The organism is Nocardia sp. NBC_00881 (genome assembly GCF_045207455.1).
GTDB lineage: Bacteria > Actinomycetota > Actinomycetes > Mycobacteriales > Mycobacteriaceae > Nocardia.
In genome coordinates, this window is sequence record NZ_CP108798.1 from 3907564 (window position 1) to 3921500 (window position 13937).

Genomic DNA, 13937 nt, shown 5'->3' on the forward strand with positions numbered 1-13937 from the left:
TTCTCCTCATGATGTGGTCCGAGTAGTCGGTGGTGTGAGCGCCAACTGGGTGGTGAAACTCTGCGGCTCAGGACGCTTCGGAGAGGCTCGGATAGTCGGTGTACCCGTGCGAGCTGCCGCCGTACAGCGTGGTGAAGTCCACCTCGTTCAGCTCCGCGCCTGCGCGCCAACGCTCCACGAGATCAGGGTTGGCAAGGAACGCCCGGCCGACGACAACGGCGTCGGCCACGCCCTTGTCCAGAAGTTCCTCGATCGTCTCCAGCGACGTCGCCACCGGAGCGCCGATGTTCAGGAGCACCGAGCCGCCGAATCGCGTGCGGAGGTCTCGGACGAGTGGTTCGAGGGACTCGAACGGAGTGGCCACAATGCTCAGGTATGCCAGTCCCAACGGCGTGATCCCCTCTACGACCGTCCGGTAGGTGGCGGCGAGGTCAGTGCCGAGCACCTCGCCGATACCGTTCAACTGATTACCGGGCGAGAGCCGCAAGCCGACACGATCAGCACCGATAGCGTCGGCGACTGCCGTGACCACCTCGATGACGAAACGAGCCCGATTCTCTGGCGTGCCACCGAACTCGTCGTCGCGGAGGTTGACAGTCGGATCGAGGAACTGGTGCAGCAGATAGCCGTTCGCCCCGTGGATCTCGACGCCGTCGAGACCGGCGCTGATCGCGTTGCGGGCCGCCTCGACGAATTCAGCGACGATTCCCGCGATTTCACCGGTCTCGATCGCCCGCGGTACATCGTGATCGACCATGCCTGTCGAGGTGAACATCTGACCGGGAGCCTGGACGGCGCTCGGTGCGATCGTGTCCACGCCCCCCTTGTTGCGGGCATGCGCGATCCGGCCCACATGCATCAACTGCGCGACGATCGTGCCACCGGCACCGTGAACGCCATCTGCGACGAGGCGCCACCCGGCGACCTGCTCGTCGGTGTAGAGCCCGGGCACAGTGGGGTAGCCCTGGCCGACAGCACTGGGTGCAGTGCCCTCCGTGACAATCAGCCCCGCTCCGGCGCGCTGGGTGTAGTACTCGGCGTTCATCGCCGTGGGCACATTGCCTTCCCCCGCGCGGCTACGAGTCAATGGCGCCATGACGAACGACTGCGGCAGATCCCAAGGTCCGATTCGTACCGGCTTGAAAGCGACAGACATGGGGGGATCCTCCTGATAGGGCGGGATGGCGAACGACGACAGCGCTGCGGCAGATCGTCACTTTAAAAAAATATAGTAACTGATATCAGATTTCGCAATGCCACAGGTTGCAAGTCGTCAGCGTCCAGCCGACCCTGGCGCGAGCCGAGGCGATCGCGTTCGACGCCCGCGGCAAAAGACGCACCGACGGCGTAACTACTCAAATATACACCGAACGGTTTACTTACTCCACCGATGACGGTGGACCTGCTGATCGGTTCGCGACACCGGCGGCTCGACGAATACTTCCGAGACCGCCGCATCGCGCTCACTGAGCGCCGGCTCGATGCAGGCGGATAGCCACAACGACGACGGAACCGCTTCACCCACGATCGCCTCGCACACTCTTGCCCTTGAGTTATAACGAAGTTATCCTCGGCTGATGCAACGAAGCTTGGCGGGTCGACGACTGGTAGTTACCGGGGCAGCACGCGGCATCGGGGAAAAGGTGGCACGTCTTGCCGCCGCCCGAGGCGCACGAGTGGCCTTGATCGGACTCGAGCCCGATAGATTGCGCACGCTAGCCGCCGACCTGGGTCCTACAGCATGCTGGCGGGAGGCCGATGTGCGCGACGGCAGCGCACTGCGGTCGGCGATCGATGACTGCGCGGAGGTCATGGGGGGCGTCGACTTCCTTGTCGCCAATGCCGGGGTCGCGGCCTACGGGACCGTGCGGCAGATGGATGAGGCGTCGTTCGATCGAGTTGTGGACATCAACCTCAACGGCGTCTTCCGCACCCTCAAGCACGCGACACCGCATCTGGAGCGCACCGGAGGACACGTGCTGGTCATCGCGTCCGCACTGTCCTTCATGCCCTTGGCCGGATTGGCCTCCTACGGTGCGAGCAAAGCCGGAGTCGAAATGCTGACCCTGGGCTACCGCCAAGAGGTGGCGCGCCTCGGTGTCACCGTCGGCGTGGTCCACCCCTCCTGGATCGACACCGACCTTGTCCGAGGTGCGGAAGCGGACCTGCCGTCGTTCCAGGGAATCCGCGAACAGCTGCCCTATCCCGGCAACGTCACCACAAGCGTCGACGAGGCAGCCGCCGCGATCGTCGATGGACTCGCGCGGCGACGTGCCCGCGTATACGTCCCGCGCGCGGTCGCCGTGGCCAACTGGGCGAAGGGTGCTGTGAACTCACCGCTGGCCTGGCCTTGGGCGAGGCGCTTCGCGGCCAAAATGGTTCCGGCCCTGGAGCGGGAGGTCGAGGCACTGGGGCGCCATGACCAACTCGCTCCGGGAGCCGACAACCGTCCGGCACAACACAGGCCGACCGGCTCGGCATGACTACCCTGGCCGAGTTCGCCGCCACCGGCGAGCAAAGGGCCACACCGATGGCCCTGCTCACCGCGGATGGGCCGGCCGAGGATTGATCGAGTCGTAAAAGCGCAGGGCCGCCTCGTGCGAGACCTGGGCCCGTTCCCGCTCGTCGCCGAGTCCGACCGAGAAGTTGACGCCCATCGGCAGCATCACCTGCATCACCGCGTCGTTGAAATCGGCGAAGTGCTCGGCCAACTCGAGGGTGATGTAGCCGTGCACGAAGCTCCACAACTGAGCGGCGACGACCTCGGGTTCCTGCTGCTCGATCCGGCGGGAGTCCACAAGCCGTTGGCACGCGTCGACCATGTGCACGTAGGCGTCTCGGAAGGCCGGCGACCGCCCGCTGAAACGAATGTCGGAATCCCCCATCGGTCGATAGGTCGCGCGCGTGGACAGCCCGAACATCAAGTCGTAGAGGTGGGGGTTCTCCCGGGCGACCCGCCGACATGTCAACGCCATCGTGAAGAGATCCGCGATCGGATCCGCGGTCACCGGCATACGGGAGAATGCTCGGTCGAGTTCCTTGAATCCCTGGTCGACGACAGCTCGGACGAGTTCGGGGATCCCGCCGAAGTGGCTGTAGACCACCATCGTCGACAGCCCGGTCGCCGACGCTACCGTCCGCGCCTTGATGGCCGAAGGCCCCTGCTCGGCCAGCAGACCGATAGTTGCCCTGACGAGCCGCTCTGGCACACCTTCCGTCGTCGAATCCTCTGACACGTTCCTCATATTTCCACCTGCCCCCGCAGCACGCTCCCGGCTCCGCGTCCGCGTGGCTCTTGCCACGCATACTGTAACTTCGTTATTCTAGACTTGTAACTTCGTTATTGTCATCGCAGCCAGGCGCCCGCTCGGCTCGCCGGCCACATCAACTTTCCACCACGGAAGCAGAATCGATGAGACACCACAGCAAGGGACACCTGAATATCGAGGACCGCGGCTCCGTTTTGATCGTGCGCGTCGACGGCGGCCCGCACGGGTTGTTCGGCCTCGAGATCGCCAACCAGCTGGAGGTGTTGGTGGACCGCGTCGACCGCGACCCGAGCGTGCACGCGGTCGTCTTCACCGGAGCGCATCCCGAGCGGTTCGTCAGCCACGCCGATGTCCGCTGGCTACAGGAGGGGGGCGCCGCGGTGCCTCCAGTCGGCCGACGCGGCGCCTCCGTCGTCGCGCGCACGGCCAGGAATGTGGACCGAGCCCGCGTCCTGGCGCCCTTGGTGAACCGTACCCCGCTGGGTCCCGCGGTCGAACTCGAACGCCTGCACGCGACGTTCCTGCGGATGAACCGCAGCGGCGTCATCTTCATCGCCGCTCTCAACGGCTCGGCTCTCGGCCTCGGGGCGGAGTTCGCCTGGGCAAACGATCTTCGGGTGATGGCCGACGGCGAGTTCTTCATCGGCCAACCGGAGGTCCTCCTCGGCATCATGCCGGGCGGTGGCGGCAGCCAGCGGCTGACTCGCCTGATCGGCACCCACAAGTCCTTGGTCGCGATCCTGGAAGGTAAGCCGTTCACGCCCGCGCAGGCGCTCGCCGACGGGGCCGTCGACGCTGTGGTCCCACCGGACGAAGTCGTCACGAGGGCGATCGAACTCGCAGCGCACTTCGGCTCGCGAACGAAGGGATCGGTCGCGGCCATCAAGAGGGCGGTGTACTTCGGCGGCTCGATGTCGCTGACGGACGGCCTGCACGTCGAACGCACCGAGTTCCTCGGCACCGCACTGTCGAAAGACGGTCAGCAACTGATGCTCGACTACATGGAGAGCACGGAATCCACCGGTGAACTCCCCCTCTACAACCCGGACATCTACAAGCAAGCTCTCGAACTGGGCACTGTGCCAGCGCGTCGCTCGACGAACGGCCGGTGAGTCCGGCCATGGCCGCTGAGCAGCCTTTCACCCGTCAGGATGTCTACTTCTCCTCCGGCGACAACACCTGTGCCGCGTGGCTCTATCTCCCCACTGGTGTCGCCGCACCGCCCGTCGTCGTCCTCGGGCACGGCCTCGGTGCGACCCGCGAGATGCGTTTGGACGCTTTCGCCGAGCGTTTCGCCAAGGCCGGCATCGCCTGTTTGGCCTTCACCTACCGGCACTTCGGCGACAGCGGCGGCGCACCCCGTCAGCTGCTGTCGATCAAAAAGCAGCTGGTCGACTGGGATGCCGCCATCGACTACGTGAAAGCCCGTCGCGACGTCGACGGTGCACGCGTCGCGGTGTGGGGCAGTTCCTTCGGCGGTGGCCATGCCATCACCGTCGCGTCGCGCCATTCCGAACTGTGCGCGGCCGTGGCCCAGTGCCCCTTCACCGACGGTTTGGCCTCCGCGCTCGCGTTGGGCCCTGTCGCCTCGCTCGAGTTGGCTCCGTTTCTCGTCCGGGACCTGGCGGCCAAGGTCCGCGGGAAAGCACCGGTGACGATTCCCCTTGCCGCACCTCCCGGTTCGCCGGCACTGATGAACGCGCCGGATGCCCTTCCCGGCTACCAGGCGCTGATTCCCGCGGGGACGACGTTCGTGAACGAGGCAGCGGCACGGGTCATTCCGACCATCGCCGGCTACCGGCCCGGACGTGTGGCGAGAAAAGTCACCATCCCCATCCTCTTCTGCGTCAGCAACACCGACACCGTCACGCCGCCCGCCCAGACCCTCCGATATGCGCGGACCGCGCCACGGGGGGAGATCAAGAGGTACGACGCCGGCCACTTCGACTTCTACCTCGGCGATGCCTTCGAGGCGTTGGTCAGCGACCAGATCGAGTTCCTGACCCGCCAGTTCGCCTCGGCCCCCACCCCCTCGACTCTTGAACCGGATCGCGCTACATCAAGGTAGGTACGCTCGCGATGAATTTTGCTTCTCTGCCCGACCGCCGCGCCACACTGGACCCGCATGGGCCTGCGGTCTCCGATGGGTCTCAGTCACTCGACAACGCTCAACTGTTGAAACGTGTCCGAGCGGCCACTCATCACCTGCGAGAGCTCGAAATCGGTCCCGGTGATGTCGTAGCGCTCCGACTGCGGAACCGTGTCGAGTTCGTGGTTCTGCTGTTCGCGGCTTGGCGGCTCGACGCGACCATCACGCCGGTCGATCCGAACCTGACCGACATCGAGATCGTCCGACAGCTCAGCGACTCCGGGGCCCGCCTGCTGGTGGTCGAGGACGACGCGACTCCGGTCGGCGGCGTCACCACGCTTGCCGTGGGGGATCTGCACACCGAAGCAGTGAGTTCGGTTCTCGAACCACAGCCGCAACCGTCCACGTTGGACGTCCTTTATCAAGCGGCGGTCGAGTGGGTTCGACAGCCGCCGCGGATGGACCCGTCCACGGTCGCCCTGCTCATCTACACCAGCGGCACCACCGGCGTACCGAAAGGCGTGATGCTCGACCACGCAAACATCGACGCCATGGTAGCCATGGGAGTCGAATCGCTGCAGGTGACACCGGCGGACCGGTGCCTTCTGATCCTGCCGCTGTTCCATGTCAACGGCATCGTCGTCAGTATCCTCACGCCGCTGCTCGCCGGTGCGAGTGTCGTCATCGCAGGCCGGTTCGATCCAAGGTCCTTCTTCGGCCTCGTCGAAAGCGAGCGCCCCACCTTCTTCAGCGGGGTGCCGACGATCTACAGCATGCTTACCGCGCTCCCGGCGAATATTCGGCCCGACACATCATCGTTGCGTTTCGGAATCTGCGGCGCGGCACCGGTCTCGGCCGATCTGCTGGTTCGATTCGAGGCTCGATACGGATTTCTCCTCATCGAGGGCTACGGGCTGTCCGAAGGAACAGGCGGCTCCACCATCAACCCCCTCGTAGGCCCACGACGCGCCGGCACAGTGGGACTTCCCTTCCCGGGACAGGAGATTCGGATCCTCGACACAGCCGGTTCCGAGGTGGCGGCCGGGGTCGACGGTGAGGTCGTCGTGCGGGGCCCCAACGTCATGCGTGGCTACCTCGGCCGCCCGGAGGAAACGGCGCGCGTCATCGTCGATGGCTGGCTACACACCGGTGACATCGGCCACCTCGACGCTCAGGGCTATCTGACACTCGTCGGGCGATCGAAAGACATGATCATTCGTGGCGGCGAGAACATCTACCCCAAGGAGATCGAGGACGTCCTTGTCGGCCACCCGGCCGTCTTGGAGGCCGCCGTGATCGGCGTGCCCGACGCAAAATGGGGCGAGATCGTCGTCGCCTACGTGCAACCACGACCGAACTCGACTGTCGACCCCGCCTGGCTGGAAGCGGCGTGCGCCCGGCATCTCACCCCCTACAAGCGCCCGACCTCGTACTTCGTAGTGGACGCCATCCCGAAGAACGCAGTCGGCAAGATCGACAAGGTTTCCCTACGGACGGCCCATGCCGCCGCCGCTGGGTCCTGACCGACCCGCCGCAGGCCCTGCGGCGGGTCCGATCTCACTGCCCGATGTCCAATAACGCCAGCGCATTCCGGACGCCCTGGTCCAAGACGTTGTCGGCGAGCTGCCGGTCTGCGAGTGCACGCGAGAGCTGCAACGTCCCGGCCATCATGGCGAAAACGCTGAGCACCTGCATGCGCGCCGATCCCGGATTATCCGGAGACAGCAAGGCAGCCATGTCATCGATTATTGCCAACACTCCGGTGGTGTACGCCCGCCTCGTCGCATCCGCACACCGCCCGATCTCGTCGAGTAGAGCGGCCGAGGGGCAGCCCTCCTCACGACTGTCACGATGCTCCGCCGAGAGATACGCACGCACGAACTGCTCGAGTCCGGCACGATCTCGCACCTGGGCATCGACTCTGGCACGCTGGTCACTCAGCTGGTCGGCGAGGGCGTTCGCGACCAGATCTTCCTTGGACGCGAAGTGGGCATAGAAGGCGCCGTTGGTCAGCCCCGCATCCTTCATCAAGGTAGCGACCCCGGAGCCATCGATGCCGTCCTGCTTGAACCGGCGACCGGCCGCCTCGACAATCCGACGCCTAGTTGCTTCCTTGTGCTCGCTCCCGTAACGCATCCCACACTCCTTCGGCGCCAGACCGGCCGTTGCACCTGGCCATCCGGGCCCGATTATATTATGATCGTAATTCAACATAAGCGAATGCCTGGTCCAACGATAGCCAGGCCAGTGGCGGCCCCACACGTGACCCACGAAGGGCACGACCACCCGGCGCCGCGCGCCGTGCCGAGCCCCGGCCACACCACCCACGTCCAGACACGCTGAGGCAATCAACGCAGTCCGCCCACCCACGCAAAGAACCAACCGAGTGCCGACCACCCCGAAAGGAACACATCCCTATGACCTCCCTGCGCGACCCACTGGCACTGCCGTGTGGACAGGTGCTCCCCAATCGGATCATGAAGGCCGCCTTGAGCGAAGGGCTCGGCACCAAGAGGAACTCCCCCGACGGCCGCCTCGAACAGCTCTACACGACTTGGAGCCGAGGGGGGTACGGGCTGCTCATCACCGGCAACGTGATGGTCGATCGCAGGCAACTCGGCGAGCCGGGCAACGTCGTCATCGAGGACGAGCGTGACCTCGACGGGCTGAGCCGCTGGGCCAAGACGACCAAGGATGCGGGCGTTCCGATCTGGGTACAGCTCAACCATCCGGGACGCCAGTCGAACCCACTCGCACTCGGGCATACCCCCGTTGCCCCCAGCCCGATCCCCCTCAGCTTTCCCGGCGCGGCCACGCCGCGCGAGCTGACCTCCGACGAGATCGAAGGCATCATCGAGCGTTTCGCGACCGCGGCGGCAGTGTGCGAGACAGCCGGGTTCGACGGCGTGCAGGTGCATGGCGCGCACGGCTACCTCGTCGCGCAGTTCCTGTCGCCGTTGTCGAACCGGCGTGACGACGCCTGGGGCGGCGACGCCGGACGGCGTATGCGATTCGCGCTCGAGGTGGTACGCCGCATCCGCGCGCGTGTGTCACCCGGCTTCGCGGTGGGCATCAAGCTCAATTCGGCCGACTTCCAGCGCGGCGGGTTCACCGAGGACGAGTCACGCGACGTCGTGGCCGCGTTGGCGCGAGAAGGTCTCGACCTGATCGAGGTGAGCGGCGGAAGCTACGAGACGCCAGCAATGATGGGGGCGGCAGCGGACAGCACACGGGCTCGCGAAGCCTACTTTCTCGAGTACGCCCGCACGGTTCGCACTATGGCCGGCAACGTCCCGCTGGCGGTCACTGGCGGCTTCCGATCTCGCGCTGCGATGGACGCGGCCGTCGGCTCCGGCGAGTGCGACGTCGTCGGCATCGGCCGGCCCACCGCAACGACGACCGACGCGGCGGACCTGATCCTCTCGGGCCGCACCGAGTCCCTCGCCGCGCACCAGATGCGAGCCGGTATGCGCGGCATCCTCGGCAGGGTTACCGACCTGAAGTCCCTCGACGGGCTACTCGACCTCGGCTGGCACGCCGACCAGTTGCACCGCGTCGGAGCAGGTCTCCAGCCCGATGTGAATCGAGGTGCCATCGCCACCGCACTCGCCATGGTTCGCCGCAACGGGCGGACATCATTCGGACGCAAGCGCGGTCTGTAGGTGTCGCAGTTGGCGAGCCGACAGCCGCACCTTCGCGGGGCTGCGCCGTTCCCCTTGTCCGCTCTCCACGAATATTATTATTATCGTAATTTAATCTGCGAGGGAGTTACCGATGATTACCGCCAGAACGATGGCACTCGAAGGCGAGTGCTCGCCGTGAATGATGTCGCTTTCCAGTCGATCCGGAATCAGTCACGCGCATTGGCCTCGGGGGAGGTCTCTTCACAGGAACTCGTGGAGCTTTACCTTGCGCGAATCGCCGCCCACAACAACACACTGGGCGCGGTGGTAACCCTGGACGCCGAGCGCGCCCGACGCGAAGCCGGAAGGGCTGACGACGAGCGCGCCGCCGGCAGGGAACTGGGCCCGCTGCACGGTTTGCCGATCACAGTCAAGGACAGTTTCGAGACTGCGGGCATGCGCACAGTCTGTGGTCGTCGAGATCTAGAGCATTACATTCCGACCGACGACGCCGAGGCGGTCAAACGGTTGCGGTCGGCAGGTGCCGTGATCATGGGGAAGACGAACATGCCTGCGGGAAACCAGGATGTTCAGGCGGACAATCCGGTCTTCGGCCCCTCATCGAACCCGTGGGACATTACCCGCACCTCGGGTGGGTCCGCAGGGGGCGGGGCCGTCGCGACCGCTGCCGGCCTGACGGCCTTCGACTTCGGCTCGGAAATCGGCGGATCGACCAGAATTCCGTCCCATTTCACCGGTTTGTACGGACACAAGTCGACTTGGCGCTCCATTCCCTTGATCGGGCATGTGCCGGGAGGTCCCGGCGTCGGGCGTTGGGCCGAATTGGACCTTGCCTGCGCCGGCGCACAAGTCCGCGATGCGCGCGACCTCGTCCCGATCCTGCAGGCAACGGTCGGCCCGCCGGAGCGTGACGGCGGCTTCAGTTACACCCTTGCGCCGCCGCGTGCGACCAAGCTTGCGGACTTTCGCGTTGCCGTGTGGCGTGAAGATCCGGCCTGCCCTGCGGACAGTGACGTGGCGGCAGCGGTCGACGACGCGCTCGCGGTGCTGAGAGCGGCGGGTACCAGGTTCGAGGTGCAGCCCAGGAGCATCCCGGTAGACATCGCGGCATCTCACCGCGTCTTCCGGCCGCTGGTCTACGGTGCGTTCTCCTACGACCGCACGGGGCTCACCGCCGCTTCCAATTCCGCCCTGCTCGCGCGCCTGGCCCGGCACCCACGCGGCGAGGCCGGTCACGCCCTCCGCGGAACCTTTCAATCTCACTACAACTGGCTGCAGGCGGACGTTGCCCGCCACGAGATTCGGCAGCGCTGGCTCGAGTTCTACCGGGACTTCGACATCGTGCTGATGCCCGTCGCCCCGACTGCCGCCCCTCCCCACCACAACAAGCCGATCGACCGGTTCGGAAGGCTGATCGACGTCGACGGCGACCAGCGCCCGTACTGGGATCAGGTCAAGTGGAGCGCGATCGCCAACGTCTCCGGCGGTCCTGCGACGACCATTCCGGTGCGAAAGGGCAAGACCGGACTTCCCATCGGACTGCAGGCGATGGGTCCCAGTGGCGGCGACCTCACCACCATCGAGTTCGCGGCACTGCTCGGTCGGGAGCTCGACGGATACCTGCCGCCTCCCGCCTTCATGTAGCCCACCGGCACGAGCGACCCTACGTCTGGATTCGCCCCTCGCTATCTCGGTTACCGAACGGCACTCGCGAGGCCGGACAGCACCGCTGACCGCATCCGTGCTGTTCATCGGCGCCGAATCATCGCTGACACCCGTCTCGGAGTTCGCGAACCGCATCGCGGGCTACCACCCGGACACCGAACACCCAGGCCCGGCGACACCCCTGCCGCGGCGGGTAATTTACTTGAAAAATAAATACTGTCAACAACTTCACACTGAAGTTTTTACTGTAATCTAAACTTGATCGGCTGGCCCCGTCCGGACCGCCGAAACGCGGGAGATGCAATGAGCAGCAATGAAATTCGGACGTCATTCATCGGAAAAGTCGCCGTGATCACGGGTGGCGCACGTGGCGTAGGCGCCGCCACGGCACAGCGTTTGGTGGATATGGGTGCTCGGGTAGCGATCATCGACGTGGACGAGTCGCCGGCTGGACCGCGTAACGGAGCGAACATCATGGCTCTCCGGGGCGATGTGACCGACGCCGACGACATGGCCGCGGCAGTCGAGAAAGTCATGGAACACTTCGGGCGGATCGACACCGTCATCGCCAACGCCGGTGTCGCGGCGCGCGGAACTACTGTCCGGGCATCGTCGCCTCAGGTCAACGAGCGACTCTTCGATATCAATGTGAACGGCGTTCTCAACACCGTTCAAGCATGCCTGCCCGCCGTCATCGCCAGCCGTGGGCACATTGTCCTTTTGTCCTCGGTGTTCGCCTTCTTGAATGGCGCCGGGACGCTTCCGTATGCCATGAGCAAAGCGGCAGTCGAGCAACTGGGTCGCGGACTGCGAGTGGAGCTCGCCTCTCATGACGTGACTGTGACCACCGTATACTTCGCGCTCGTCGACACAGATATGATCCGGCTGAGCGTCGATACCGATCCGACTGCGCAGCAGTTGCTCGGCACCCTGCCTGCGCTGTTGCGGAAGCGGATCACACCCGCGGAGGCGGCAGATGCGATCGTCACCGGCATCAGGCGTCGGAACACCCGCGTATTCCGCCCCCGGCGCTGGGCCGCCGTGTCGGCATTGCGGGGAGTGTTGAGTATCGCGTTCGACTCACGCCAGTCCAATGACCCTACGACGCAAACCATCCTGCAGGAACTCGATGTCCGGGACGGCCGAGGTCGGTTGACCACCTGACTGTTTCCGCCACGCTCGGGCTGGGTGAGCAAGCGGAAGCGGCCGACTCCCCAGATCGCCGAAATCTATTTGCGGTGCATGGCCGCGCGGAGCGCCTGAACACGGTCAGCCGACCCTACGTCGACAGGAAATCGCGCAAGGCGTCGATCGTCTGCTGTGGGGCTTCTTCCGGGATGAAATGCCCGCAGTCCAAGCCTTGGCCGCGAACGTCGTCGGCGTACCGACGCCATACCTCGACCACGTCGTAGCGGGTTCCGACGAAGCCGCGAGCACCCCACAGGACCAGGAGCGCGCAGGTGACGCGGCGGCCCGCCACGGCATCGGCCTCGTCGTGTTCGAGATCAATCGAGGCGGCCGCGCGATAGTCCTCGCAGCTCGCCCGGATCGCCTCGGGATCTCTGAAGCACCGCACGTACTCCGCTATGGCCGCTTCGTCGAATACCGCGCCGGGGCCGGACCACTGCTGGAGCTTTCGGCGCAGAAAATACTCAGGCGCGCCGCCGATCAGAACTTCGGGCAGATCGGGTTCCTCGGCGAGGAAGAACCAATGGTCGTAGAAGGTTGCCAAAGCGCGGTCCACATTCGCGAAAACATGTCGGGTCGGAACAATGTCGAGGACCGCGGCTCGTTCGACCCGCTCGGCATGGTCGAGGCACAGTCGATGGGCGACTCGAGCACCGCGGTCGTGACCGACGATCGCGAAACGGTCGTGCCCCAAGGCCCTCATCAACCCGACCTGGTCCGCGGCCATCGCACGTTTACCGTACGACGAATGATCGATTTCCGAGGCGGGCTTGCCCGAGTCACCATACCCACGCAGATCGGATACGACGACGGTGTGTGACTCGGCCAACACGTCTGCCACCTCACGCCAGATCACATGGGTCTGCGGGTAGCCATGGAGCAGGAGCACCGGTGGCCCCTCGCCGCCGACACGCGCGTGGATACGGACGCCGTCGACATCTACGTCGTGGGTCGTGAATTCGCTGAACATCCGTGAGATCTCCTCGACGTCGAACTCGCTGCGGCAATTTCGTTCATATCAAGACCACAGTCGGCCTGTAGCGCTACTGGGGGACCATTCCCGCGACACGTATTGTGCAGACCCCCTTTCGTTCTGGGGGACCAAGCGCGAAACCGGTACTGCCGAGACTCATGACGTCAAGAATTCGAGCGCCTCTCCTACGAACCTTTCGTGATACTGAAAGATCCCGCCATGTCCCGCGTCGACGTAGATACGGAGCTTCGCGTTGGGGAGACGACGTTGCAAGTCGAAGGAATTGCTGGTCGGCACCATCCGATCGTCCTCACCGTTGGCTACGAGAACGGGGTGTTGGATACGGCTCAGGTCGGAGGGCTCCTGCACGCCCCACGCATGGATAGCCTTGAGCTGAGTACGGAATGCTCGCAGTGAAATCGCCTTGTCGCGGTCCCCGCTGCGTTCCTTCAACCGTGTCACGAACGCACGAGCCTCCGACTTGCCGTGTGCGGTTCTGGTGAAGAACAGATTCTCCTTCGGATCCTTGAAAGTGGCCACCGCCTTGAACGTGTCGCGGTAAGTCACCGAAGTCACGTCGACGATTCCTTCGCCTCCCGCCGGACCCGTCCCCGCCAGGATCAGCTTGCGAACGAGCTCCGGCTCTTCTCGAGCGATCACCTGCGCTACGAAACCTCCCAGCGAGAATCCCAAGATGTCGACCTGGTCCAAGCGCAGCGCGCGGATGAAGGCGACAGCATCTCGTGCCATCGCCTCGACCGAGTCCGGTGTCCGGCCTTCGGACGCGCCGACGCCGCGGTTGTCGAAGGTGATCACGCGGTGCTTCGCCGCGATGCCGTCGACCACTCTGGGGTCCCAGTTGTCCAGGTTCGCACCCAAGTGATTCAAGAAGATCACCGGTATGCCGGTATCGAGCCCCAGCTCGCGATATGCGAACCGCGTTGCGCCGACCTGCACGGATTTCGTCGGCGCATCCTTATACGACGTGCCGCCCCCACGAGTGCCCTGCGCCTGCTGATGACGTTCGGGAACGCTCTGAGTGAATCGTCGGTCTGTCATGATGACTTCCTCCTGATGTAAACCGATTGGTGTACCCTTGAAGGCGACCG

The 13937-nt window shown here is 64.9% G+C and carries 12 protein-coding genes; 7 read left to right on the top strand and 5 right to left on the bottom strand.

The genetic code is table 11. The annotated features are described in order from the left end of the window. Positions 1-67: 67 nt before the first annotated feature. Positions 68-1156, bottom strand: a complete 1089-nt coding sequence (locus OH799_RS16360) for an alkene reductase (RefSeq protein ID WP_406281137.1) — start codon at positions 1154-1156, stop codon at positions 68-70. A gap of 421 nt (positions 1157-1577) precedes the next feature. Between OH799_RS16360 and OH799_RS16365 the strand changes: the two genes are divergently transcribed. Next, positions 1578-2483, top strand: a complete 906-nt coding sequence (locus OH799_RS16365; RefSeq protein ID WP_406281139.1) for a short-chain dehydrogenase/reductase — start codon at positions 1578-1580, stop codon at positions 2481-2483. Between the two features lie 57 nt (positions 2484-2540). Here the strand turns inward: OH799_RS16365 and OH799_RS16370 are convergent, their stop codons facing one another. Then, positions 2541-3245, bottom strand: coding sequence for a TetR/AcrR family transcriptional regulator (locus OH799_RS16370; protein WP_406281141.1), 705 nt, complete (start codon positions 3243-3245; stop codon positions 2541-2543). 167 nt (positions 3246-3412) lie between these two features. Here OH799_RS16370 and OH799_RS16375 point away from each other — a divergent pair, with 167 nt between their 5' ends. The 3 genes from OH799_RS16375 to OH799_RS16385 are packed head-to-tail and all read left to right on the top strand — an operon-like array spanning position 3413 to position 6881. After that, positions 3413-4381, top strand: a complete 969-nt coding sequence (locus OH799_RS16375) for an enoyl-CoA hydratase/isomerase family protein (protein ID WP_406281143.1) — start codon at positions 3413-3415, stop codon at positions 4379-4381. A gap of 8 nt (positions 4382-4389) precedes the next feature. After that, positions 4390-5337: an alpha/beta hydrolase gene (locus tag OH799_RS16380; protein WP_406281145.1), complete on the top strand. Its 948-nt coding sequence runs from the start codon at positions 4390-4392 to the stop codon at positions 5335-5337. An 11-nt stretch (positions 5338-5348) separates the two neighbouring features. Beyond that, positions 5349-6881 carry a class I adenylate-forming enzyme family protein gene (locus tag OH799_RS16385; protein ID WP_406281147.1) on the top strand — a complete coding sequence of 511 codons (1533 nt, stop codon included), beginning with the start codon at positions 5349-5351 and terminating at the stop codon, positions 6879-6881. Positions 6882-6915: 34 nt separating this feature from the next. Here the strand turns inward: OH799_RS16385 and OH799_RS16390 are convergent, their stop codons facing one another. Continuing rightward, positions 6916-7494 (bottom strand): TetR/AcrR family transcriptional regulator, encoded by a 579-nt coding sequence (locus OH799_RS16390; protein WP_406281149.1) that lies wholly within the window; start codon positions 7492-7494, stop codon positions 6916-6918. 281 nt (positions 7495-7775) lie between these two features. Here OH799_RS16390 and OH799_RS16395 point away from each other — a divergent pair, with 281 nt between their 5' ends. The 3 genes from OH799_RS16395 to OH799_RS16405 all read left to right on the top strand — a co-directional run bounded on the left by OH799_RS16395 (position 7776) and on the right by OH799_RS16405 (position 11831). Continuing rightward, positions 7776-9020, top strand: a complete 1245-nt coding sequence (locus OH799_RS16395) for an NADH:flavin oxidoreductase/NADH oxidase family protein (RefSeq protein WP_406281151.1) — start codon at positions 7776-7778, stop codon at positions 9018-9020. Between the two features lie 147 nt (positions 9021-9167). Continuing rightward, positions 9168-10646, top strand: coding sequence for an amidase (locus OH799_RS16400; protein ID WP_406282177.1), 1479 nt, complete (start codon positions 9168-9170; stop codon positions 10644-10646). A 324-nt stretch (positions 10647-10970) separates the two neighbouring features. After that, positions 10971-11831: an SDR family NAD(P)-dependent oxidoreductase gene (locus OH799_RS16405; RefSeq protein WP_406281153.1), complete on the top strand. Its 861-nt coding sequence runs from the start codon at positions 10971-10973 to the stop codon at positions 11829-11831. Between the two features lie 115 nt (positions 11832-11946). Here the strand turns inward: OH799_RS16405 and OH799_RS16410 are convergent, their stop codons facing one another. Continuing rightward, positions 11947-12825, bottom strand: a complete 879-nt coding sequence (locus tag OH799_RS16410) for an alpha/beta fold hydrolase (RefSeq protein WP_406281155.1) — start codon at positions 12823-12825, stop codon at positions 11947-11949. Positions 12826-12984: 159 nt separating this feature from the next. Further along, complete coding sequence (locus tag OH799_RS16415) at positions 12985-13887, bottom strand: alpha/beta fold hydrolase (protein WP_406281157.1); 903 nt, start codon at positions 13885-13887, stop codon at positions 12985-12987. Positions 13888-13937: the final 50 nt, after the last annotated feature.